A 21,075-nucleotide genomic window follows, 5' to 3' on the forward strand; every position below is an offset into this window, starting at 1 on the left:
TCTGATCACGCACACGCTGCCGCTCGAGAAGATCAACGACGGCTTCGACCTGATGAAGAAGGGCGAGTCGATCCGCTCGGTCGTGCTGTACTGAACGCGAGGCGACGACAATGCTCGAACTCGTTTCGTCACACGCATGCCACGGCGGCGAGCAGCGCTTCTATCGCCATGACTCGAAGGCGACCGGCCTGCCGATGAAGTTCTCGGTGTACCTGCCGCCGCAGGCCGCGCACGGCCGCGTGCCGGCGCTGTTCTATCTCGCGGGGTTGACCTGCACCGAGGAGACGTTCGCGATCAAGGCCGGCGCGCAGCAGTACGCGGCGCAGCACGGGATCGCGCTTATCGCGCCCGACACGAGCCCGCGCAGCGCGGGCGTGCCGGGCGAGGCCGACGCTTGGGACTTCGGCGTGGGTGCGGGCTTCTATGTCGATGCGACCGAGGCGCCGTGGTCTGCGCATTACCGGATGGAGTCGTACGTCACCGGCGAGCTGCGCGAGATCGTGACGGCGGAGTTGCCGATCGACGGCGCGCGGCTCGGGATCTTCGGCCATTCGATGGGCGGGCACGGTGCGCTCACGCTCGCGCTGCGTCATCCGGACCTGTACAAGTCGGTGTCGGCGTTCGCGCCGATCGCGGCGCCGACGCGCTGTCCGTGGGGCGAGAAGGCGTTCTCGGGCTACCTGGGCACCGACCGCGAAGCATGGAAGCAGCACGACGCGAGCGAACTCGTTGCGCGTGCGGATGCGCCGAAGTTCGCGGACGGGATCCTGGTCGATCAGGGGCTCGCCGACCAGTTTCTGGCGACCCAGCTGAACCCCGACGTGTTCGAGGCGGCCTGCGCGAAGGCGGGCCAGCCGCTGACGCTACGGCGCCATGCGGGCTACGACCACGGCTACTACTTCATCTCGACGTTCATCGCCGATCACATCGCGCATCATGCGCGGGTGCTGGCAGGCTAGGGTAGGGGGAGGGCCAGGCCGCTCCGTATTAGCGGGCGGTCTGGCGACTCGTTATGCGCCACCAGCGCAGGCACAGCCACGTCACCGGGATCACGACGGCAAACGCGATTAGCAGATGCACGATGATAACGAGGTCATCGCCAGCCTCGCCGTCCCAAAAACCAGGTACGTGGGTGAAGAGCCAGATCCAGGTGTTTTCCGTGATCGGCAACGCAAACGCTTCTTGCGTCAAGCTCAGTCTTGCGAGTGACATCGAGGCGGCAACGACCCATGTGGTTACTGCCGCAAAGTACAGGGCGCGCTTCATTTCACTGTGATCACGCCGTAGGCGCGCAAAGCAGTTCCCGGGATTGAAACGGGCTCTTGCTCGATCAGCAAATCTCGCAACCTGTAAAAGTCCACGGTTGACTCTATGGTCACGCACCCTCTGCTGATGCCCTGAACGCATTTGGGATGCAGTCGAAAATTGCCTCGGCGGACGTCGTCACAAAGAACGTAATCGTCGATTTCTGAATCGGCGGCATAGAGGGCAAACCAGTCTCGCTTGTCATTGAACAAATCGCGCAATGGGCCAAGCATGCCCCCGGTCGGTCGATCGACAATGTAGTAGCGACCGACCGGAATCGGGCCTTCGCTTGCGCGGCATGAGGAGGTGCGGCGATTGCGGTGGGCCGAGGCGCCGGAGAACGCAGGGAAATTCAGCGCACCGCAACGGACGGCGCTCATGTCCTTGTCGTTCAGTTCAAAAGTGCATTCGAGCATGGCGGTGACATCGCGGAAAAGACAGGATTGCATGAAATCCTGCCACGCCTCACACGGGACACTCAATGCGACAGGTACGAAAAAAGCGCGCGTAAGAAAATGAAGTTGCGATTGAACCTCTCGCCGACTCGACCTGAATTTCAGCTATGCCGGGGTCTCGCGAGACTCGCACCATATACCACCGCCGACAGCGCGGTGATCCAGAAGCTCGTCGGCCAGTCGGTGTGATACGCGAGCGCGATGCCGGCCCACGCTTCGAACAGCGCGAACAGCGCGGCGAGCAGCACGCCCGTCGACAGTCGCGTCGACACGTTCTGCGCGGCGGCGGCCGGGCCGACCAGCAGCGTGAACACGAGCAGCACGCCGACGATCTGCGTCGCCGCCGCGACCGCGAGCGCGCACACCGCGAGGAACAGCACCGACACCGTGCGCAGCGATACGCCCTTCGCTTCGGCAAGCTCCGGCTGCAGCGACGCGAACATCAGTGGCCGCGCCATCAGCGCGAGCGCGCCGAGGCTCACCGCGCCGATTCCGGCGAGCACCGCGAGCGTGTCGTGGCTGACCGCGAGCACGTTGCCGAACAGCAGCGCCGTCACCTGCGTCGCGAACGACGTGTAGAAATGCAGGAACAGCAGCCCGCAGCCGAGCGCGACCGACAGCGTCACGCCGATCGCGACGTCGCGGCCCGCGAGCCGTTCGCCGAGCGCGCCCATGCCGATCCCGGCCGCGAGCGTGAAGCCGACCATCCCCCAGATCGGCGAGATGCCGAGCAGCACCGCGCCCGTCGCGCCGGTGAAGCCGACGTGCGACAGCGCGTGGCCCGCGAAGGTCTGCCCGCGCAGCACCAGGAAATAGCCGACGATGCCCGCGAGCACCGCGACGATTCCCGACGCCGCGAAGGCGTTGATCATGAAATCGTATTCAAACATCGTGTGATTGCCCGCTCGCGTGAGGATGCGCGTGTCCGTGATGGTGATGGCCTTCGCCGCCGTGCGCGTGGCTGTGGCCGTCGTCGTCGCCTTCATGCTCGTGGTCGTGCTTTTCGACTTCCACGTCGCCGGACATCACGAAGATCTTGCCGTTCACGCGCATCACGTCGATCGGCGAGCCGTACAGCCGCGACAGCACCGGCTTCGTGATCACTTCGTCGACGGTGCCGAGCGCTGCGACGCCGTTGCCGAGATACAGCACGCGGTCGAGCGCGTTGAGGAGCGGGTTCAGTTCGTGCGCGGAGAACAGCACCGTGATGCCGAGCTCGCGCTGCACGCGGCGCACGAGTTCGACCACGCCGCGCTGGTGATTCGGGTCGAGGCTGATCAGCGGCTCGTCGAGCAGCAGCAGCTTCGGGCTGCCGAGCAGGCACTGCGCGAGCAGCAGGCGCTGCCGCTCGCCGCCCGACAGCTCGGACAGCGGCCGGCGCGCGAGCGCGCGGCCGTCGACGAGGCCGAGCACGCGGTCGACGTCGCGCCGCGTCGCGGCGTTCGTGTGCGGCAGGCCCCAGCGATGCCCGTCGGCCGCCATCGCGACGAAATCGTAGCCGCGCATCCGGCGGTTCGCGAGGCCGCTCCGGATCTGCGGCATGTAGCCGATCGACGGGTTGCCGCGCGCAACCGGCTCGGCGCCGACGCGCAGCGTGCCGCCCGCGACCGGCACGAGGCCGAGCACCGCGCGCATCAGCGTCGTCTTGCCGGCGCCGTTCGGCCCGAGCACGCCGACGAATTCGCCGGGTTCGATCGAGAAGCTGACGTCGCGCAGGATCGTGCGTCCGCCCAGTTCGAGCGTGACGCGATCGAGTTCGAGTGCGTGTGGATTGCGGGTCATTTGCTGCCGGTGGAAAGTGCCTTGGCGAGCGCGTCGAGCTGGCCCGCCATCCATTGCTGGAAGGTCTTGCCGGCCGGCTGTGTCTCGGTGACGCTGACGGTCGGCACGCCGCCGTCGCGCGCAATCTTCAGCATGCGCTTCGTCATCGGCTCCTCGGCCTGGCTGTTGTAGATGAGCACGCGCACCTGCTTCTTGCGCAGGTCGTTCTCGAACGCGGCGACGTCCTGCGCGCTGGCCTCGGTGTTGTTCATCGTCGCGAGCTGGAAGCGCTGGTTGCGCATGTCGAGGCCGATCGCGTCGGACATGTAGCCGAACACGGGCTCGGTGGCCGTCACGGGCATGCCCTTGTACTGCGCGCGCAGCGCGGCAACCTTGTCGTCGACCGGCTTCAGCGACGCGACGAACTTCTGCAGGTTCGCATCGTATTCGGCCTTGTTCGCCGGGTCCGCGCGGCCGAGTTCGGTCGCGATCGCGCGTGCGGCGGCCGGCATCGTCGCCGGGTCGTACCACAGGTGCGGGTTGTCGCCGGCCTTCTTGCCGACGAGGTCCGCGACGACGATCGTCGTGCGCTTCGGCTGCTTCGACGCCGCGAGCAGCTTGCCCATCCACGGATCGTAGTCGGCGCCGTTGTAGACCACGAGCTGCGCCTGCTGCAGCGCGCGTGCGGTCTTCGGGCTTGCCTCGAACAGGTGCGGGTCCTGGTCGGGATTGCTGAGGATGCTCGTCACGGCGACGTGGCGGCCGCCGATCTGCGATACGACGTCGCCATAGAAATTCTCGGCTGCGACGACGTTGACGGTTGCCGCCTGCGCAAGCGCAGGCACCGCGAGCGACAGTGCGGCGAGGCCGGCGGCGAGCCAGCGCAGCGGGCGCGTAACGCGAGGCAACGGGCCAGGCAACGGAGCGCGCAGCGATGCGCGCGTCAGGGCAATGGGCATGAAACTCCTCGTCGGGAAGGGGCGGCAGGAGGCCGCGCGATCGGTATCAGCGTGACGCCGGCTTGGTCTTGCAATGTCCGCACAGGCCGCTCAATTCGACGACCTGGTGGTGAACCTCGAAACCGTGTGCGGGCGGGCTCGCGGACAACTGCTTTGCAAGGTCGCCGCCCGGAATCTCGGTGGTCTCGCCGCAGGATTCGCAGATCAGGAACTGGCCTTCGTGCGGCACGCCGATCTCGCAGCAGGCGAAGAACGCGTTCTTCGATTCGATCCGGTGGATGAAGCCGTGCTCGACGAGGAAATCCAGCGCGCGATACACGGTCGTGGGCGGCACGCGGCCGCGTTGCGGCTCGAGTTCGGCGAGCAGGTCGTACGCGCCGATCGGGCGCTGCGCGGCGAGCACACGTTCGTAGACTTGCCGGCGCAGCGGCGTCCACGCGAGCCCGTGCTCGGCGGCGAACGCGTCGGCACGGGACAGCCGGGCGGCGATTGACGATGAAGTGGCCATGGCGCAGTGCAGGCGATGAAACGAAGATATCGCGATGATATAACGTATCGGCCGGCCGCGCATGCGGCCGCCCGTCACGATTGTGTCTATCCGCGCCGCATCCAGTCCCGCTACCGTTGTCCCGCCGGCCTTTGCGCGCGTTCGTCCGGCACCGTTCTGCCGCACTGCATCATCGAAACCGGCCCGATCCGCCTTGACAGCCCCGGTTCCGTATCCGATCATTTGATCGCAATCAGAGCAATTATTCGTGTCGCGAGCATTCGCTCACCTGGCGGCACGTCGAACAATGCAGAACGAACCGGAGACAGCCAGTGAGATTGCAGGACAAGGTCGCGATCCTGACGGGCGCCGCGAGCGGCATCGGCGAAGCGGTCGCGCAGCGCTATCTGGAAGAGGGCGCGCGCTGCGTGCTCGTCGATGTGAAACCGGCCGGCGGCTCGCTTGCGCGGCTGATCGAGGCGAACCCGGGCCGCGCGGTCGCCGTCACCGCGGACGTCACGCGTCACGAAGACATTGCGCGCATCGTCGCGACGGCGCTCGATCGGTTCGGCGGCGTCGACATCCTGTTCAACAACGCGGCGCTGTTCGACATGCGCCCGCTCCTCGACGAATCCTGGGACGTGTTCGACCGCCTGTTCGCCGTCAACGTGAAAGGCATGTTCTTCCTGATGCAGGCGGTTGCGCAGCGGATGGTGGAGCAGGGGCGCGGCGGCAAGGTCATCAACATGTCGTCGCAGGCCGGCCGGCGCGGCGAGGCACTCGTTTCGCACTACTGCGCGACCAAGGCCGCGGTGATCAGCTACACGCAGTCGGCCGCGCTCGCGCTCGCGCCGCACCGGATCAACGTGAACGGGATCGCGCCGGGCGTCGTCGACACGCCGATGTGGGAGCAGGTCGATGCGCTCTTCGCGCGCTACGAGAACCGGCCGCTCGGCGAGAAGAAGCGGCTCGTCGGCGAAGCGGTGCCGCTCGGCCGGATGGGCGTGCCCGCCGACCTGACGGGCGCCGCGCTGTTCCTCGCATCGGCCGATGCCGACTACGTCACCGCGCAGACGCTGAACGTCGACGGCGGCAACTGGATGAGCTGACCGGGCCCGCGCGCGGAACGGCGCGACAGCCGCGACCGTCCGCGTGCCGTCCGGCGGCAACCTGACATCAACAAGACAAGGAGACACGCCATGCAACGAAAGATGCCCGCTGCCGCACGCCTCGCCGCGTGCGCGGCGCTCGCGACGGCGGCCTGCGCCGCGCAGGCCGGCACGCTGACCATCGCGACACTGAACAACCCGGACATGATCGAGCTGAAAAAGCTGTCGCCGGCGTTCGAGAAGGCCAATCCCGACGTGAAGCTGAACTGGGTGATCCTCGAGGAGAACGTGCTGCGGCAGCGTGCGACGACGGACATCGCAACCGGCAGCGGCCAGTTCGACGTGCTGATGATCGGCACCTACGAGGCGCCGCAATGGGGCAAGCGCGGCTGGCTCGCGCCGGTCGCGAACCTGCCGGCCGACTACGACCTGAACGACATCGTGAAGACCGCGCGCGACAGCCTGTCGTACAACGGCCAGCTGTACGCGCTGCCGTTCTACGTCGAAAGCTCGATGACGTTCTACCGCAAGGACCTGTTCGCGGCGAAGGGGCTCAAGATGCCCGACCAGCCGACCTACGACCAGATCGCCGAGTTCGCGGACAAGCTCACCGACAAGTCGAAGGGGATCTACGGCATCTGCCTGCGTGGCAAGGCCGGCTGGGGCGAGAACATGGCGTACGTGTCGACGGTCGTGAACACGTTCGGCGGGCGCTGGTTCGACGAGAAGTGGAACGCGCAGCTCACGTCGCCGGAATGGAAGAAGGCAGTCACGTTCTACGTGAACCTCCTGAAGAAGGACGGCCCGCCCGGAGCGAGCTCGAACGGCTTCAACGAGAACCTGACGCTGACCGCGTCCGGCAAGTGCGCGATGTGGATCGACGCGACGGTTGCGGCGGGGATCCTCTACAACAAGCAGCAGTCGCAGGTGTCCGACAAGATCGGCTATGCGGCAGCGCCGGTCGCGGCGACGCCGAAGGGCTCGCACTGGCTGTGGGCATGGGCGCTCGCGATCCCGAAGACGTCGAAGCAGCAGGACGCGGCGAAGAAGTTCATCGCGTGGGCGACGTCGAAGCAGTACATCGAGATGGTCGGCAAGGATGAAGGCTGGGCATCGGTGCCGCCGGGCACGCGCACGTCGACCTACCAGCGCCCCGAGTACAAGGCAGCCGCGCCATTCTCCGACTTCGTGCTGAAGGCAATCGAGACGGCCGACCCGAACGATCCGTCGGCGAAGAAGGTGCCGTACACGGGCGTGCAGTATGTCGGGATTCCTGAGTTCCAGTCGTTCGGCACCGTCGTCGGGCAGGGCATCGCGGGCGCGGTGGCCGGGCAGATGACGGTCGACCAGGCGCTCGCGGCCGGGCAGGCCGCGGCCGATCGTGCGGTGCGGCAGGCCGGGTATCAGAAGTAATGCGGAGCTGTAACGCGGAGCAGTAACGAAGCGCATGCCGCGCGTTCGCGCGCGGCACGTGTGCCGAAGCGGCAAGGCGGGCAGGCGGTCGCGCCCGCGTTTCAATCGGAGGTGGTCCCGATCATGCGTCACTTACGTCTTCCCCTGAGCCATGCGGCATCGGCCGGCGACACGTCGCCGCCGCCCGCACCGGGCCGCCCGCGCGGCGGCGCGAGCTGGCTCGTCTCGCCGTCCGTCGCGGTGCTGGTGCTATGGATGTCGATCCCGCTCGCGATGACGATCTGGTTCTCGTTCTCGCGCTACAACCTGCTCAATCCGGACCAGAAGGGCTTCGCCGGACTCGACAACTACCGGTTCCTCGCGACCGATCCGTCGTTCCTGCCGGCGATCTGGCACACGCTCGTGCTGATCGGCGCGGTGCTCGCGATCACCGTGGTCGGCGGCGTGCTGATGGCCGTGCTGTTCGACCGCAAGTTCTACGGGCAGGGCATCGCGCGGCTCTTTGCGATCGCGCCGTTCTTCGTGATGCCGACGGTGTCCGCGCTGATCTGGAAGAACATGATCCTGCACCCCGTGTACGGGCTCGTCGCGACCGCGATGCGCGCGCTCGGGATGACGCCGATCGACTGGTTCGCCGACTATCCGCTGACCGCGGTGGTGATCATCGTCGCGTGGCAGTGGCTGCCGTTCGCGTTCCTGATCCTGTTCACCGCGATCCAGTCGCTCGACCAGGAGCAGAAGGAAGCGGCGCGCATCGACGGCGCGGGCCCGTTCGCGATGTTCTTCTACATCACGCTGCCGCACCTGAAGCGCGCGATCGCGGTCGTCGTGATGATGGAGACGATCTTCCTGCTGTCGATCTTTGCGGAGATCTACACGACGACGGGCGGCGGCCCCGGCAACGCGACGACCAACCTGTCGTACCTGATCTATGCGCTCGGCCTGCAGCAGTTCGACGTCGGCCTCGCATCCGCGGGCGGGATTCTCGCCGTCGTGGTTGCGAACGTCGTGTCGTTCTTCCTCGTGCGGATGCTCGCGCGCAACCTGAAGGGGGAGTACGAGAAATGAGCGACCTGACTCTCGAAACCCGGCGCACGCCGGCCGTGCTCGACCTGCTGCGGCGCGCGTTGCCCGGCGCGCTCGCGTGGCTGATCGCGCTGCTGCTGTTCTTCCCGATCTTCTGGATGGCGATCACCGCGTTCAAGACCGAGCAGCAGGCGTATGCGTCGACGCTGTTCTTCATGCCGACGCTCGACAGCTTCCGCGAGGTGTTTGCGCGCAGCAACTACTTCGGGTTCGCGTGGAACTCGGTGCTGATCTCGGCGGGCGTCACGGTGATCTGCCTGCTGCTGGCGGTGCCAGCCGCGTACGCGATGGCGTTCTTCCCGAACCGCCGCACGCAGAAGGTGCTGCTGTGGATGCTGTCGACGAAGATGATGCCGTCCGTCGGTGTGCTCGTGCCGATCTACCTGCTGTGGAAGAACGCGGGGCTGCTCGACACCGTGTCGGGGCTCGTGATCGTCTACACGCTGATCAACCTGCCGATCGCGGTGTGGATGACGTTCACGTACTTCAACGAGATCCCGAAGGACATTCTCGAGGCGGGGCGCATCGACGGCGCGTCGACGTGGCAGGAGATCGTCTACCTGCTGATGCCGATGGCGCTGCCGGGGCTCGCGTCCACGGCGCTGCTGCTCGTGATCCTGTCGTGGAACGAGGCGTTCTGGAGCATCAACCTGTCGAGCTCGAACGCGGCGCCGCTGACCGTGTTCATCGCGTCGTACTCGAGCCCGGAAGGCCTGTTCTGGGCGAAGTTGTCCGCCGCGTCGCTGCTCGCGGTCGCGCCGATCCTGATCGTCGGCTGGCTGTCGCAGAAGCAGCTCGTGCGCGGGCTCACATTCGGGGCGGTCAAATGAGCGCGGCCGGCGAAGGTGCTACCGGCGAAGGCGCGGCCGGCGAAGGCGGCGGCGTGCTGATCTGCGATTGCGACGGCGTGCTGATCGACAGCGAGGCGGTGGCCGCCGACGTGCTGGTGCACGAGCTCGAAGCGCGCTGGCCCGGCTTCGACGTGCGGCCGGCCGTGATGCCGCTGCTCGGGCTGCGGATCGAGCGCGTGCTCGCCGGCGCGAGCGAAGCGGCCGGCCGTGCGCTGACCGCGGCCGACGTCGACGCGATCCGCCGCACGGTCGAAGCCGCGGCGGTGAACGCGCCGGCCGTCGAAGGCATCGCGGCGGCGCTCGATGCGCTCACGCTGACGATCGCATGCGCGAGCAACAGCTACCGCGCGTACGTCGAGGCGGCGCTTGCGCGCACGGGGCTCAAGCGCTTCTTCGGCGAGCGGCTGTTCTGCGCGGACGCCGTCGCGCGTCCGAAGCCCGCGCCGGACGTCTATCTCGCGGCTGCGCACGCGCTGCGCGTCACACCCGCGCAATGCCTGGTCGTCGAGGACAGCGCGACCGGCATCAGCGCGGCGGCCGCGGCCGGCATGACCGTGCTCGGCTTCGTCGGCGCGGGGCACGCGTCGCCCGCGCAGGTCGACGCGCTGCGCGGGATCGGCGCCCGCCACGTATTCGCGGACATGCACGAGCTGCCCGGCTATGTCGCGCGCTGGCAGGCGACCGGTGCGGTGCTGCCGAACTGATCGACGCGCCGCGCGTGCGCGGCGCATGAAACGAACTCAACGGAGACAAATCATGGCAAGCGTGCTCCTGCGCAACATCGCGAAGCGCTACGAAGACAACGAAGTGCTGCGCAACGTGAATCTCGACATCGCCGACGGCGAATTCGTCGTGTTCGTCGGGCCGAGCGGCTGCGGCAAATCCACACTGATGCGGATGATCGCGGGCCTCGAGGACATTTCGAGCGGCGACCTGCTGATCGACGGCGCGAAGGTCAACGACGTGCCGAGCGCGAAGCGCGGCATCGCGATGGTGTTCCAGTCGTATGCGCTGTATCCGCACATGACCCTGTACGACAACATGGCGTTCGGCCTGAAGCTCGCCGGCGCGAAGAAGCCCGAGATCGACCAGGCGGTGAGGCAGGCCGCGAAGATCCTGCACATCGACCACCTGCTCGAGCGCAAGCCGAAGCAGCTTTCCGGCGGCCAGCGGCAGCGCGTCGCGATCGGCCGCGCGATCACGAGAAAGCCGAAGGTGTTCCTGTTCGACGAGCCGCTGTCGAACCTCGATGCGGCGCTGCGCGTGAAGATGCGGCTCGAGTTCGCACGGCTGCACGACGAGCTGAAGACGACGATGATCTACGTGACGCACGACCAGGTCGAGGCGATGACGCTCGCGGACAAGATCGTCGTGCTGTCGGGCGGCAGCGTTCAGCAGGTCGGCACGCCGAACACGCTGTACCACGCGCCGGCGAACCAGTTCGTCGCGGGTTTCATCGGCTCGCCGAAGATGAACTTCCTGCGCGGCACGGCCGAGTCGGTGGATGCCGGCGGCGTGCTCGTGCGCTTCGACAGCGGCGCGACGCAGCGCGTGTCGGTCGACGCGGCGGGACTGCAGCGCGGCGCGGCGGTGACGGTCGGCGTCCGGCCCGAGCACCTGAAGGTCGGGCCGAACGCATTCGGCGTCGATGCGAAGACGATGGCCGTCGAATCGCTCGGCGATGCCGCGTATCTGTACGCGGAGTCGCCGGCCGCGCCGGACGGCCTGATCGCGCGGATCCCGCCGCTCGATACGTACCGCACGGGCGAGGGGCTTCATGTGTACACGGAACCGGAGCATTGCCACCTGTTCGACGAACAGGGGCAGGCGTTCCGGCGCCTGAGCCCGCACGCGAAGGCCGCGTGAGCGCGCGCGCGTCAGAAGTGCAGGCGGCTTGCGACGTGATCGACGAACGCGCGCAGCTTCGGCGTCGGATGCCGGCCTGACGGCCACAGCACATAGAACGGCGTGCGGCTCGCGACGTGCTCGTCGAGCACCGCGCGCAGCGTGCCGCTGTCGAGCGCGTCGCGGACAAAAAATTCGGGCAGGCACGCGATGCCGAGCCCGCGCAGCGCGAAGCACTGGCGCGTCTCCGCGTTGTTGCTGACCATCGACACGGGGACGACGGGCGGCGTGTCCGCAGGCGTGTGCAGCGGCCAGGTCTCGAGCTTGCCGCTGCTCGGGAACCGATAGTGCAGGCAGCGGTGCGCCGCGAGGTCGGCCGGCGTGCGCGGCGTGCCGTGCCGTTCGAGGTAGCCGGGCGACGCGACGAGGTACTGGCGGAAATGGCCGAGCAGTCGCGACGACAGCCGTGAATCCGACGGCCGGCCCGTGCGCAGCACCGCGTCGAAGCCTTCGTCGACGACGTCGACGAGCCGGTCGCTGAAATCGAGGTCGAGCTCGATCTCCGGATACGCAGCCATGAAGTCGGCGAGCATCGGCAGCATCAGCGAACCGATCGTCGGCAGGCTCACGCGCAGCCGTCCGCGCGGCGCTTCGGCGCTGTGCGTCAGTTCCCGCTCGGCGGCGTCGATCTCCGCGAGCACGCGCCGGCAGCGCTCGAGAAAGCGCGTGCCTTCCGCCGTCAGCGTGATGCTGCGCGTGCTGCGATGAAAGAGGCGCACATTCAGGCGCGTCTCGAGCCGCGCGATCCGCTTGCCGACCGCCGACGCCGACAGCCCGAGCGCGCGCCCGGCCGCGACGAAGCTGCGCGTTTCCGCGACCTGCACGAACACCACGAAGCCGCTCAGACTTTCCATTCACGGTTCCCGATTGCGGACATCGATGTCCGGATTGTCAGGAACTCTAGCCCAGTTTTTCTTGTTTCGCTGGCCATCCTACGATGGGCGCTCGTTCATCTTGCGAGGTCATCCCATGTCATCCCTGCCTGCCGTCCTGCACGAACGCGGACACGAATCGGCCGCCGCGCTGCGCGCGCGGCTCGACGCGGCGCTCGAGCGCGCGCTCGCCGACCAGCGCGTGGTCGGCACGGTCGTGCTGGTCGCCCGTCACGGCGAACTGCACTATGCGCGCGCCGCCGGGCTTGCCGATCGGGAAGCGGGCACGCCGATGCGCGAGGACACGCTGTTCCGGCTTGCATCGGTGTCGAAGCCGATCGTGACCGCGGCGGCGATGCGGCTCGTCGCGGCCGGCCGGATCGGGCTCGACGAGCCGGTCACGCGCTGGCTGCCCGAGTTCCGTCCGCCGCTGCCCGGCCGGATCGGCAGCGGCGGCGGCCCCGCGCGCATCACGTTGCGCCATCTGCTGTCGCACACGGCCGGGCTCGGCTACCGCTTCCTTGAAGCCGACAGCGACGGCCCGTATGCGCGCGCCGGCGTCTCCGACGGGATGGACCGCGTGGGCCTCACGCTCGCCGAAAACTTGCGGCGCATCGCCAGCGTGCCGCTGCAATTCGCGCCCGGCACCTCGTGGGCGTATTCGCTGGCGACGGACGTGGTCGGCGCGCTGATCGAGGCGGTCGACGGGCGGCCGCTCGGCGAAGCGGTCGCAGCGCTCGTGACGACGCCGCTCGGCATGACCGACACCGCGTTCGTCGCGCGCGACGCCGCACGGCTCGCGACACCCTACGTCAGCACGGCCGGTGCGCCGCGCCGGATGGAACCGTTCGATATCGCGCAGGTGTACGAAGGCACGGTGGGCATTCGCTACGAGCCGGCCCGCGCGTTCGACGCGGATGCCTTTCAGTCGGGCGGCGCGGGGATGGTCGGCACCGCGCGCGACTGCCTGGCGCTGCTCGATGCGCTGCGCACCGGCCGCGCGGGTTGGCTGGACGCCGCGTGGACCGACGAGATGGGCCGCGTGCAGCCGGGCGCGCACGACTTGCCGGCCGCGCCGGGGTTCGGCTTCGGGCTCGGCTTCTCGGTGCTGCGCGATCCGGTGGCCGCGCAGTCGCCGGAGCCGGCCGGCACGTGGCGCTGGGGCGGCGCGTACGGGCATGCGTGGTTCGTCGACCGGGCGGCCGGGCTGACGGTCGTTGCGTTGACCAACACGCTGTACGAAGGGATGCACGGACGCTTCGTCGCCGACGTGCGCGATGCGGTCTACGGCGTAGGCGAACGGGAGGCGGCATGAGCGACGCGACGTCCGCACCGCCCCGGCTCGCGCGCGCGCACGGGCGCGGCGAGCGTGACGAGCGCCTGCCTGTCGCGAACCTGCTGGCGCTCGCGACGGCCGGTTTCATCACGATCCTCACCGAGGCGCTGCCCGCCGGCCTGCTGCCGCTGATGAGCCGCGACCTGCGCGTGCCGGAGGCGCTGGTCGGCCAGCTCGTGACGATCTACGCGCTCGGCTCGATCGTCGCGGCAATTCCGCTCGTCGCCGCGACACGCGGGATGCGCCGGCGCAAGCTGCTGCTCGCGGCGCTCGCCGGCTTCGTCGTGTCGAACGCGCTGACGGCCGCGTCGCCGTACTACGCGCTCACGCTCGCCGCACGCTTCGTCGCGGGGATGTCGGCGGGCCTGCTGTGGGCGCTGCTGGCCGGCTATGCGAGCCGGATGGTCGGCGACGCGCTGCGCGGCCGCGCAATCGCGGTCGCGATGCTCGGCGCGCCGGTCGCGATGTCGATCGGCATTCCTGCCGGCACCGCGCTCGGATCGACGTTCGGCTGGCGGGTCGCGTTCGGCGGCATCACGGTGGCGGCACTCGTGCTGATGGTGTGGGTGCGCGCGCGGCTGCCCGATCATCCGGGGCAGCCTGCCGGCGCGCGCCAGCCCGTGCTGGACGTGCTGCGGCTGCCCGGCGTGCAGCCGGTGCTCGCCGTGATGTTCGCTTACGTGCTCGCGCACAACATCCTCTATACGTACGTGGCGCCGTTTCTCGCGGGCGTGCGGATGAGCGGGCAGGTCGACGCGGTGCTGTTCGCGTTCGGCGTCGCGTCGCTGGTCGGCATTGCGCTGACGGGCGCGTGGATCGGCCATGCGTTGCGGCGCCTGACGCTCGCGAGCATCGCGCTGTTCGCGCTGGCGGCACTGATGCTCGGCGTCGGCGGCGGCCGGACTGTCGTCTATGCAGGCGTCGTGCTCTGGGGGCTCGCGTTCGGCGGTGCGGCGACGCTGTTCCAGACGGCGTCGGCGAACGCGGCGGGGGAGGCCGCCGACGTCGCACAATCGATGATCGTGACCGTGTGGAACCTCGCGATCGCGGGCGGCGGCATCGTCGGTGGCCTGCTGCTCGATGGGCCTGGGGCGGGCGTGATGCCGTGGGTGCTCGTCGTGCTGCTCGTGTCGGCCTGGATCGGCGCGTGGCGTGCGCGGCGGCATGGGTTCGCGGGGCCGCGAATGGCTGCGTGAGCGCACTGGCCGCGCGTCCGGATGCGAGAGTGTCCGGCGCCGCCGTGCCAGCCTTGCCGGTGGCGGCCTGACGGACTGCCGCCGTGCGCATCCCTTGCTCTTTTCAGATCGTCCACGTCGGCAGCGTGTCGCCTGCGGCGATCCTTCCTGATTCTTCAGGATTCCTTCCCCTGTCTCCCCGCAGCCGTCCCGCGCCATCGGCGTTTGCCCGTCGCGCCGATCGGAAACAATCGCGTCCAGCGACACGTTTCTTGTCGACAATGCCTACCCGAAAGGACAGCTATCGCGCGGGAAGCGTTTGCTTTGTAATTTCAGCCGACGTTTGATTGGTGAATTCGCCTATATCGCGTCCCACACACTAGGACGCGGCGCATCGGGCGAGTCGATCGCGCAATCGCCAGCGCGCGGCCACCGGCGAAGGCAGCCGGATGGGCCGCGCGATGTCAAAAACAACGAGGAGGGCAGCGGCTGCGCAACCGTCCGCCGCTGCCGGGCTAACCACATCCTCAGCCATTCACGAGAGGGCCGAAATGTCGTGCGATCTATACGGGACCCAAGCGAGCGTGGTGGAGTGCGACGCGCTTTCGATCGCTCGCGCGATCGTGCGCGAAGCGTTCAAGCTTCGCAAGCTGCATCCGACGGAGGACAGTCGCCCCGGCGACATCGAAGCCGAGATGGACTGGCACGTCGAGGCGATCCTGCCTGTCGTCGCGTGCGATCGTCAGGTCAGATTGATCCTGCCCGCGTTTCCGGGCAAGTCACCGAACCGGATGAAGACGCTCGGCGCGTTGCCCGATCTGGCGGAGAAGCATGCACTGAAGAACCTCGCCGCACTGAGCAATCGCATCGGCAAGATCTACAGGCCGGGTGCGAAGCTCGTCATCTGCTCGGACGGCTACTGCTTCTCGGATGTCGTCAGCATCGGCGACGACGAGGTCGCGCAATACCTGAAGAGCCTCGAAGCGCATGCGGACGCGCATTTCGAAGGCAGCTTCGAGTTCTTCGACCTGAAAGGCCACTTCAGCTATCTCGACGATCTCACGTCGAAACGCGAGGAATTGCTGATCGCCTATAGCGATCCTGTCGAGCGGATCCGGCGGCAATGCCAGGACGATCCGGCGATGGGTGCGATGTATCGCGGCATCACGCGCTTCCTGTACGAAGACTCGCTCGGCATCGAGCAGTTCCGGACCTGGAGCAACACGGCGATCCAGAAGATGAGCCGCTGCAACGCGTATCGCGTGATCCAGCGCAGCAATGCGTGGAGCCGGCTGATCGAGGAGGTGTTTCCGAACAGCCTGCGCTTGTCCATTCATCCGCAGTTCCGCATGTCGAAGAAGATCGGCATCCGCCTCGTTGACTGCGACGACGTGTGGCTCACGCCGTGGCATTCGGTGGCAGTGCGCGAGAACAACCGGATCGTGCTGAAGAAGCGCTCCGAGGTCGACGAGCGCAATTCGGTGCTGGTGTTCTCGGATGGCGTGCCCTGCCATTTCGTCCATCACCCGCAACTGTTCGCCGGTGCCGCCGAAGCTGTTTCTCCTTGAGCGGTCGCGGCGCGTATACCCCCCATCGGTATTCGTCGGCAGCCGCGTCGCGCTGCGGGCGACGAACCCGTCCCATCTGCAATGGAGGCACAACGTGAATCTTTCCGACATGCTCAACGCGAAATGGATCGATACGCATACGCTGACGGCCGGCCAGCCGACCGAGGCGCAGTTTGCCGAGCTGGCGCAGGACGGCGTGACGACGGTCATCAACCTCGCGCCGTTCGACACGCGCTATTCGATCGACGACGAGGAGGGCTGCGTGCGGCGCAACGGCATGCAGTATCACTTCCTGCCGGTCGATTTCAAGCAGCCCGCGCTCGAGGACTTCGACCGGTTCGCCGACATCTTCCGGCAACTGGCGGGCGGCAGGACGCTCGTGCATTGCGCAGCGAACTACAGGGTTTCGGTGTTCGTGTCGCACTACAAGATGATGCATGACGGCTGGTCCGCCGGGCAGGCTGACGAATGGATCGCCGGCATCTGGAATACCGCGGAGTTTCCCGTCTGGCAAACCTTCATCCAGGCACTGCGTGTGAACCTGAGCGCGCGCCGTGCGTCATGAGCGACGCATCGGTCGTGGCCGAATTCCGGCGCGCGTTCGGACAACTGTGCCGCAGCGGGGACGTTGACCACCTGTCCGCCCCGCAGCGCGACGCGCTTGACGCGCAGGTCGGCGCGTGCGTGGCGCGCGGACAGCCGATCCGGCTGACCTTGCCGGGCTTTCCGCTCAAGTCGCCGGACCGGCGCGGCAAGGTGCTCGGCATGCTGCCGGACCGCGGCGAACGGCTCGCGCTCGGCTATCTCGATGCGTTCTGCGAGACCGTGCGCCGGTTCTATGCGCCGGGATGCGTGATCGACCTGTTCAGCGACGGGCTGACGTTCTTCGATCTGCTGGACGTGAGCCGGGCCGACGCGAATGCGTATCACCGTGCGCTGCGGAAGCTGATCGTGTCGCGCAACATCGTCTGGCATTCGTATTCGACGGTGGATCCGTCGTTCGATCGCGACGCGTCCGATGTTGACGCAGCGCTTGCACCGTACTGGCCGACCGACGACGACCAGCGTCGCGACGCCCGCGGCGAACGCGTGGCCGAACTGACGGCACTGCTCGCCAGCGAATGGCAGATCGTGCTGGCCGAAGCGGACACCGCGACGCGCGTGCGGCTTGCGCGGGCCGCGCAACGGATGGCGGAGCGCGGCGTCGCGCTGGACGGCTTTCTCGACGCGAAGCTGCCTGCCGGCCTGCGGCTGACGGTCCATGCGGCACCGCCGGGGAGCAAGAAGATTCCGATCAGGTTGCATGCTGCGGGCGGCAACGGTGCGCTGCCCTGGCGCAACGTACTACTTCAAAAAAAGAATGGAGAATTTGCCATGCTGAGCAAATCGCAGGTCAACCGGACCGTCAACGCCGCGCTCGTCACGAAAGGCGGCGAGCCGTGGTATTTCGCGGAAGGTGACGATCCGGTCCTGAATCGATGTGCGATCAGTGTCGTGCATCGCGACGACTTCGGCTTGCTGGTCGAGCCGAACGCCGACGAGGGCGGCCGGATCGATTGCTGCGCTTTGTCGAAGGATGCGCTCGCAACGATGCTGCGACGTCACGGCTTCGTCGTGCTCCGCAGTTTTCGTGTCGACGACGAGGTTGCGCTCGTAAAGTTCACCGAGCAGTTCGGCAAGCTGTACGTCTGGCAGTTCGGACCGGTGCACAAGGTGAAGCCCGAGGAGGACGCGAACGGCTACGTGCACTCGTTCGAGGCGGTGCCGCTGCACTGGGACCTGAGCATGCTGCCGCTCACGCATCCGCTCGTGCAGCAGGACGAACACTTCTCCGCGAAGATGTTTGCGCTTTACTGCAAGACCGCGCCGAAACGGGGCGAGGGCATGACGACGCTGGTCGACGCGCGCCGCATCGTCCGTCAGCTCGATGCCGGCGAGCTGGCTGCGTGGGAGCGGACGAGCCTGACCTACAACACGAAGATGACCTACTTCGGCGGCGTGCCGCGGACGTTCCCGCTGATCGCGACGCACCCGGACACGGGCGAAAAAGTGCTGCGGTATCAGGAGGGCAGCGAATCGACGCTGCAGCGCTTCGAGGTCAGCATCGCGACGCCGGGCACCGTGCCCGACGACAGCGTTCAGCAGATCAATGCGCTCGCGTACGCGAGCGAGAACCTTGTCGAGCACGACTGGATGGACGGCGATATCGTGCTGGTCGACAACTACAGCGTGCTGCACGGCCGTCGTGCAATGTCGCGCGAATCGGCGGCGCGCGAGTTGTGGCGGGTGCAGGTGTATTGAGCGCGCCGTCGCGCGTCGGCCGGTCCGGCGCTCGCCGGCGGCCGGCACGCTGCATTGGCGCGGGCCCTGCCTGACCGGCCGGCACGCAATACGTCAGCACGGAAATGCCGTGGCGCAAGCCGCGGCATTCGTTTGTCCGGGGGGCCGGACGCGGGATGCGCGCCGGCGTCGCGCAGCGCGCGGGTGGCTCGAGCGTTCGGCACATGACGACGCTGCAGTCAGCGTGCGGAGACCTCCAGCGGCGTGTCGGTTCGCGCGTTCTGCGCAGCTTTCCAGCCGCCACCCAGTGCGCGGAACGACGCGATGGACGCCCGGGCTGCCTCGGCCTGCGCCTGTGCCTTCGCATCGCGCGTCTGCAGCAGGTCGCTGTCGGCGTCGAGCACTTCGATCAGGCTCACGACGCCGCTCTGGTACGCCGCGAACGATGTTTCCCGCGCGCGCGCCAGCGCGGCTTCGCCCTGCTCGAGCGTCCGCGTCTGGGCCTCGCGCTTCACAAGCGCCGAAAACGCGTCCTCGACATCTTCCGATGCGCGCAATGCGGCCTGCCGATAGGCGGCGAGCGCCTCGGCGGTCTGCCCGCGCGCAGCCACGATCTGCGCGTCGATGCGCCCGAAATCGAACAGGCGCCAGCGCAGGCCGAGGATCCCTTGCGCTTGCGTCGCCCCATGCGTGAACAGGTCGCCGGACGCGGTGGCGGCCGTGCCGATCAGGCCGCTCAGCGACAGCTTCGGATAGTACTCGGCGATCGCCGCGCCGATACGCGCATTCGCGGCCGCGAGCCGGCGTTCGGCGACGATCAGGTCCGGGCGGCGGCGGAGCAGTTCGCCCGGCGTGCCGGCATCCGCGAGACGCGGGGCGACCGGAATCGGTGCGGCTGCGTCCAGTTCGGGCCGATGGGTGCCGGGCTGCGCGCCGACCAGCACGTCGAGCGCGTTCAGCGCCGCATCGAGCCCGGCTTCGAGCACCGGCACGGTGGCCTCGACCTGGGCCAGCGCGCCTTCCGCCTGGCGAACCTGCAATTCGGCCGCAACGCCATTGCGGTGCTGCATCCGCACGGTGGTCAGCAGGCGCCGGCGGGTGTCGACCTGCTGCCGTGCGACAGCGAGGCGCGCCTGCAGCCCGCGGATCGTCACGAAGGTATCCGCGGCCTGCGCGGCGACGGCAAGCCGGGTGGCGACCGCAGCCGCGGCCGACGCCTCGTATTCGGCGCGCACGGCCTCGCGGGTGCGCCGCAAGCCGCCGAACAGGTCGATTTCCCAGCTGGCGCCGACGTCGCCCTCGTAATAGGCGGCATTGCGGGAGAAGCCGGGTGTCGGGTCGAGCAGCCGGCCGAGCGGCGTATCGACCGACTGGTAGACCTTCTGGCCCTGCGCGGTCACGCCGCCGCTCGGCAGCAGTGCCGCGTTGGCGGCGCCCAGCGCGGCGCGCGCCTGCGAGACGCGCGCGGTCGCCTGGGCGATGTCCAGGTTCTGTTCCAGCGCGAGATTGACGAAGCGCGTCATCAGGGGATCGTCGAAGCCCGTCCACCACTCGCCGAGGTCCGCGACCATCGCGACGGGACGCTGTTCGACGGCGGCTTGCCCGATGAAGCGATCGGGTGCGGCAATGGCCGGCCGTTGATAATCGGGGCCGACCGCGCAGCCGGCCAGCGCGCCGACGGCGAGAAACAATGCAAAAAATCGATGGGAAACCGGCATGACGACCCTTCAGGGTAGAGAATAGAGGCGGTGTTTCGAGTGTGACTATTGTACGAATTGGTCACATGGTGTCAATTGCGTCCTGATGCTCCAGATTTCCAACCATGACTGAAAGCGTGTCTCTCCCCGCAGGCCGGCGTGGCCCGGCGGACCACGCCGTCCGCGACCAGATCGTGAATGCGGCGAACGAACATTTCCGGCATTACGGGTACGGCAAGACGACGGTGTCCGATCTCGCGAAGGCGATCGGCTTCTCGAAGGCGTACATCTACAAGTTCTTCGATTCAAAGCGCGCGATCGGCGAGGCGATCTGTGCGACGAGCCTCGGCACGATCATGGCGGCAGCCGACCAGGCGATCGCCGGCGGCGAGTCCGCGACCGACAGGCTACGCGGGATGTTCCAGGCGATGACCGCCGCCTGCGTGGGGTTCTTCTTCACCGACCGCAAGCTGTACGACATTGCCGCGTATGCGATCGAGGAAGGCTGGCAGACCACGATCGAGCACGAAGAGAGGATCAGGAGTGCGATCGTGCAGATCGTCCGCGAAGGGCGGGAAAGCGGCGAATTCGAGCGCAAGACGCCGCTCGACGAGACTTGCCGCGCGATCTTCTTCGTCATGCAGCCGTTCGTGAATCCGGTGATGCTGCAGTACCACCTCGACCACGCCGAGGACGCGTCGAAGGCCGTCTGCAACCTCGTGCTGCGCAGCCTGTCTCCCTGACCCGTCCCAGATGTGACCATTGACGATATTGGTCACGTGATTCACACTTGGGCCTCCTTCAATGTGGAGATTG

22 protein-coding genes and 1 pseudogene are annotated in these 21,075 nt (G+C 67.6%); 15 read left to right on the forward strand and 8 right to left on the reverse strand.

Features of this window, described 5'->3' with window-relative positions; genetic code table 11:
• Together ACV22Z_RS16125 and fghA are read left to right on the forward strand one after the other, a co-directional pair.
• A pseudogene (locus tag ACV22Z_RS16125) lies at nt 1–94 on the forward strand (zinc-binding dehydrogenase); the annotation flags it as partial.
• Between the two features lie 16 nt (nt 95–110).
• Nucleotides 111–959, forward strand: a complete 849-nt coding sequence (gene fghA / locus ACV22Z_RS16130) for an S-formylglutathione hydrolase (protein ID WP_448077298.1) — start codon at nt 111–113, stop codon at nt 957–959.
• 28 nt (nt 960–987) lie between these two features.
• On the opposite strand, the gene ACV22Z_RS16135 is transcribed toward fghA, so the two are convergent.
• The 6 genes from ACV22Z_RS16135 to ACV22Z_RS16160 all read right to left on the reverse strand — a co-directional run bounded on the left by ACV22Z_RS16135 (nt 988) and on the right by ACV22Z_RS16160 (nt 4,988).
• Complete coding sequence (locus ACV22Z_RS16135; protein WP_448077299.1) at nt 988–1,266, reverse strand: hypothetical protein; 279 nt, start codon at nt 1,264–1,266, stop codon at nt 988–990.
• Complete coding sequence (locus tag ACV22Z_RS16140) at nt 1,263–1,721, reverse strand: DUF2778 domain-containing protein (protein ID WP_448077621.1); 459 nt, start codon at nt 1,719–1,721, stop codon at nt 1,263–1,265. The genes ACV22Z_RS16135 and ACV22Z_RS16140 overlap by 4 nt, the downstream gene beginning before the upstream one ends.
• Before the next feature lie 140 nt (nt 1,722–1,861).
• Complete coding sequence (locus tag ACV22Z_RS16145) at nt 1,862–2,650, reverse strand: metal ABC transporter permease (RefSeq protein ID WP_448077300.1); 789 nt, start codon at nt 2,648–2,650, stop codon at nt 1,862–1,864.
• On the reverse strand, nt 2,643–3,542 hold the full coding sequence (locus ACV22Z_RS16150; protein WP_448077301.1) for an ABC transporter ATP-binding protein: 900 nt from the start codon (nt 3,540–3,542) through the stop codon (nt 2,643–2,645). Before ACV22Z_RS16150 ends, ACV22Z_RS16145 begins: the two co-directional genes overlap by 8 nt.
• Nucleotides 3,539–4,480 (reverse strand): metal ABC transporter solute-binding protein, encoded by a 942-nt coding sequence (locus tag ACV22Z_RS16155; RefSeq protein WP_448077302.1) that lies wholly within the window; start codon nt 4,478–4,480, stop codon nt 3,539–3,541. Before ACV22Z_RS16155 ends, ACV22Z_RS16150 begins: the two co-directional genes overlap by 4 nt.
• A 46-nt stretch (nt 4,481–4,526) precedes the next feature.
• Entirely contained in the window at nt 4,527–4,988 is a 462-nt protein-coding gene (locus ACV22Z_RS16160; protein ID WP_448077303.1) for a Fur family transcriptional regulator, read from the reverse strand.
• 15 nt (nt 4,989–5,003) lie between these two features.
• Here ACV22Z_RS16160 and ACV22Z_RS16165 point away from each other — a divergent pair, with 15 nt between their 5' ends.
• The 7 genes from ACV22Z_RS16165 to ACV22Z_RS16195 all read left to right on the forward strand — a co-directional run bounded on the left by ACV22Z_RS16165 (nt 5,004) and on the right by ACV22Z_RS16195 (nt 11,292).
• Nucleotides 5,004–5,303: a hypothetical protein gene (locus tag ACV22Z_RS16165; RefSeq protein ID WP_448077304.1), complete on the forward strand. Its 300-nt coding sequence runs from the start codon at nt 5,004–5,006 to the stop codon at nt 5,301–5,303.
• Complete coding sequence (locus tag ACV22Z_RS16170; protein WP_448077305.1) at nt 5,300–6,076, forward strand: L-iditol 2-dehydrogenase; 777 nt, start codon at nt 5,300–5,302, stop codon at nt 6,074–6,076. Before ACV22Z_RS16165 ends, ACV22Z_RS16170 begins: the two co-directional genes overlap by 4 nt.
• Before the next feature lie 90 nt (nt 6,077–6,166).
• The gene (locus tag ACV22Z_RS16175; protein WP_448077306.1) at nt 6,167–7,489 is read left to right on the forward strand and encodes an ABC transporter substrate-binding protein; all 1,323 of its coding nucleotides are present in this window, start codon (nt 6,167–6,169) and stop codon (nt 7,487–7,489) included.
• A gap of 123 nt (nt 7,490–7,612) precedes the next feature.
• Entirely contained in the window at nt 7,613–8,557 is a 945-nt protein-coding gene (locus ACV22Z_RS16180) for a carbohydrate ABC transporter permease (RefSeq protein WP_448077307.1), read from the forward strand.
• A complete protein-coding gene (locus tag ACV22Z_RS16185; protein ID WP_448077308.1) occupies nt 8,554–9,405 on the forward strand; it encodes a carbohydrate ABC transporter permease in 852 nt (283 codons plus the stop codon). Before ACV22Z_RS16180 ends, ACV22Z_RS16185 begins: the two co-directional genes overlap by 4 nt.
• The gene (locus tag ACV22Z_RS16190; protein WP_448077309.1) at nt 9,402–10,130 is read left to right on the forward strand and encodes an HAD family hydrolase; all 729 of its coding nucleotides are present in this window, start codon (nt 9,402–9,404) and stop codon (nt 10,128–10,130) included. The genes ACV22Z_RS16185 and ACV22Z_RS16190 overlap by 4 nt, the downstream gene beginning before the upstream one ends.
• A gap of 52 nt (nt 10,131–10,182) precedes the next feature.
• Entirely contained in the window at nt 10,183–11,292 is a 1,110-nt protein-coding gene (locus tag ACV22Z_RS16195) for an ABC transporter ATP-binding protein (RefSeq protein WP_448077310.1), read from the forward strand.
• Between the two features lie 11 nt (nt 11,293–11,303).
• Here ACV22Z_RS16195 and ACV22Z_RS16200 read toward each other — a convergent pair whose 3' ends face one another.
• Nucleotides 11,304–12,185, reverse strand: a complete 882-nt coding sequence (locus tag ACV22Z_RS16200; RefSeq protein WP_448077311.1) for a LysR family transcriptional regulator — start codon at nt 12,183–12,185, stop codon at nt 11,304–11,306.
• A gap of 115 nt (nt 12,186–12,300) precedes the next feature.
• On the opposite strand from ACV22Z_RS16200, the gene ACV22Z_RS16205 reads away from it, so the two are divergent.
• From ACV22Z_RS16205 to ACV22Z_RS16225, 5 genes are all read left to right on the forward strand, one after another.
• Nucleotides 12,301–13,518 (forward strand): serine hydrolase domain-containing protein, encoded by a 1,218-nt coding sequence (locus ACV22Z_RS16205; RefSeq protein WP_448077312.1) that lies wholly within the window; start codon nt 12,301–12,303, stop codon nt 13,516–13,518.
• The gene (locus ACV22Z_RS16210) at nt 13,515–14,735 is read left to right on the forward strand and encodes an MFS transporter (RefSeq protein WP_448077313.1); all 1,221 of its coding nucleotides are present in this window, start codon (nt 13,515–13,517) and stop codon (nt 14,733–14,735) included. The genes ACV22Z_RS16205 and ACV22Z_RS16210 overlap by 4 nt, the downstream gene beginning before the upstream one ends.
• Nucleotides 14,736–15,265: 530 nt before the next feature.
• Nucleotides 15,266–16,282, forward strand: a complete 1,017-nt coding sequence (locus tag ACV22Z_RS16215) for an L-tyrosine/L-tryptophan isonitrile synthase family protein (RefSeq protein WP_448077314.1) — start codon at nt 15,266–15,268, stop codon at nt 16,280–16,282.
• A gap of 94 nt (nt 16,283–16,376) precedes the next feature.
• The gene (locus ACV22Z_RS16220) at nt 16,377–16,847 is read left to right on the forward strand and encodes a protein tyrosine phosphatase family protein (protein WP_448077315.1); all 471 of its coding nucleotides are present in this window, start codon (nt 16,377–16,379) and stop codon (nt 16,845–16,847) included.
• Nucleotides 16,844–18,583 (forward strand): L-tyrosine/L-tryptophan isonitrile synthase family protein, encoded by a 1,740-nt coding sequence (locus ACV22Z_RS16225; RefSeq protein ID WP_448077316.1) that lies wholly within the window; start codon nt 16,844–16,846, stop codon nt 18,581–18,583. Before ACV22Z_RS16220 ends, ACV22Z_RS16225 begins: the two co-directional genes overlap by 4 nt.
• A 218-nt stretch (nt 18,584–18,801) precedes the next feature.
• Here the strand turns inward: ACV22Z_RS16225 and ACV22Z_RS16230 are convergent, their stop codons facing one another.
• Complete coding sequence (locus ACV22Z_RS16230; protein ID WP_448077317.1) at nt 18,802–20,280, reverse strand: efflux transporter outer membrane subunit; 1,479 nt, start codon at nt 20,278–20,280, stop codon at nt 18,802–18,804.
• 104 nt (nt 20,281–20,384) lie between these two features.
• On the opposite strand from ACV22Z_RS16230, the gene ACV22Z_RS16235 reads away from it, so the two are divergent.
• Nucleotides 20,385–21,002: a TetR/AcrR family transcriptional regulator gene (locus ACV22Z_RS16235; protein WP_448077318.1), complete on the forward strand. Its 618-nt coding sequence runs from the start codon at nt 20,385–20,387 to the stop codon at nt 21,000–21,002.
• Nucleotides 21,003–21,075: the final 73 nt, after the last annotated feature.

The organism is Burkholderia sp. PU8-34, assembly GCF_053427725.1.

Excerpts from the sequence above, each read along its gene's own strand:
- ACV22Z_RS16215 (WP_448077314.1), top strand. The coding sequence starts at position 15,266 with ATGTCGTGCGATCTATACGGGACCCAAGCGAGCGTGGTGGAGTGCGAC.
- ACV22Z_RS16140 (WP_448077621.1), bottom strand. The coding sequence starts at position 1,721 with ATGCTCGAATGCACTTTTGAACTGAACGACAAGGACATGAGCGCCGTC.
- ACV22Z_RS16165 (WP_448077304.1), top strand. The coding sequence starts at position 5,004 with ATGAAACGAAGATATCGCGATGATATAACGTATCGGCCGGCCGCGCAT.
- ACV22Z_RS16235 (WP_448077318.1), top strand. The coding sequence starts at position 20,385 with ATGACTGAAAGCGTGTCTCTCCCCGCAGGCCGGCGTGGCCCGGCGGAC.
- ACV22Z_RS16175 (WP_448077306.1), top strand. The coding sequence starts at position 6,167 with ATGCAACGAAAGATGCCCGCTGCCGCACGCCTCGCCGCGTGCGCGGCG.
- ACV22Z_RS16230 (WP_448077317.1), bottom strand. The coding sequence starts at position 20,280 with ATGCCGGTTTCCCATCGATTTTTTGCATTGTTTCTCGCCGTCGGCGCG.
- ACV22Z_RS16205 (WP_448077312.1), top strand. The coding sequence starts at position 12,301 with ATGTCATCCCTGCCTGCCGTCCTGCACGAACGCGGACACGAATCGGCC.
- ACV22Z_RS16210 (WP_448077313.1), top strand. The coding sequence starts at position 13,515 with ATGAGCGACGCGACGTCCGCACCGCCCCGGCTCGCGCGCGCGCACGGG.
- ACV22Z_RS16190 (WP_448077309.1), top strand. The coding sequence starts at position 9,402 with ATGAGCGCGGCCGGCGAAGGTGCTACCGGCGAAGGCGCGGCCGGCGAA.
- ACV22Z_RS16225 (WP_448077316.1), top strand. The coding sequence starts at position 16,844 with ATGAGCGACGCATCGGTCGTGGCCGAATTCCGGCGCGCGTTCGGACAA.
- ACV22Z_RS16195 (WP_448077310.1), top strand. The coding sequence starts at position 10,183 with ATGGCAAGCGTGCTCCTGCGCAACATCGCGAAGCGCTACGAAGACAAC.
- ACV22Z_RS16180 (WP_448077307.1), top strand. The coding sequence starts at position 7,613 with ATGCGTCACTTACGTCTTCCCCTGAGCCATGCGGCATCGGCCGGCGAC.
- ACV22Z_RS16160 (WP_448077303.1), bottom strand. The coding sequence starts at position 4,988 with ATGGCCACTTCATCGTCAATCGCCGCCCGGCTGTCCCGTGCCGACGCG.
- ACV22Z_RS16150 (WP_448077301.1), bottom strand. The coding sequence starts at position 3,542 with ATGACCCGCAATCCACACGCACTCGAACTCGATCGCGTCACGCTCGAA.
- ACV22Z_RS16145 (WP_448077300.1), bottom strand. The coding sequence starts at position 2,650 with ATGTTTGAATACGATTTCATGATCAACGCCTTCGCGGCGTCGGGAATC.
- ACV22Z_RS16200 (WP_448077311.1), bottom strand. The coding sequence starts at position 12,185 with ATGGAAAGTCTGAGCGGCTTCGTGGTGTTCGTGCAGGTCGCGGAAACG.
- ACV22Z_RS16155 (WP_448077302.1), bottom strand. The coding sequence starts at position 4,480 with ATGCCCATTGCCCTGACGCGCGCATCGCTGCGCGCTCCGTTGCCTGGC.
- fghA (WP_448077298.1), top strand. The coding sequence starts at position 111 with ATGCTCGAACTCGTTTCGTCACACGCATGCCACGGCGGCGAGCAGCGC.
- ACV22Z_RS16185 (WP_448077308.1), top strand. The coding sequence starts at position 8,554 with ATGAGCGACCTGACTCTCGAAACCCGGCGCACGCCGGCCGTGCTCGAC.
- ACV22Z_RS16135 (WP_448077299.1), bottom strand. The coding sequence starts at position 1,266 with ATGAAGCGCGCCCTGTACTTTGCGGCAGTAACCACATGGGTCGTTGCC.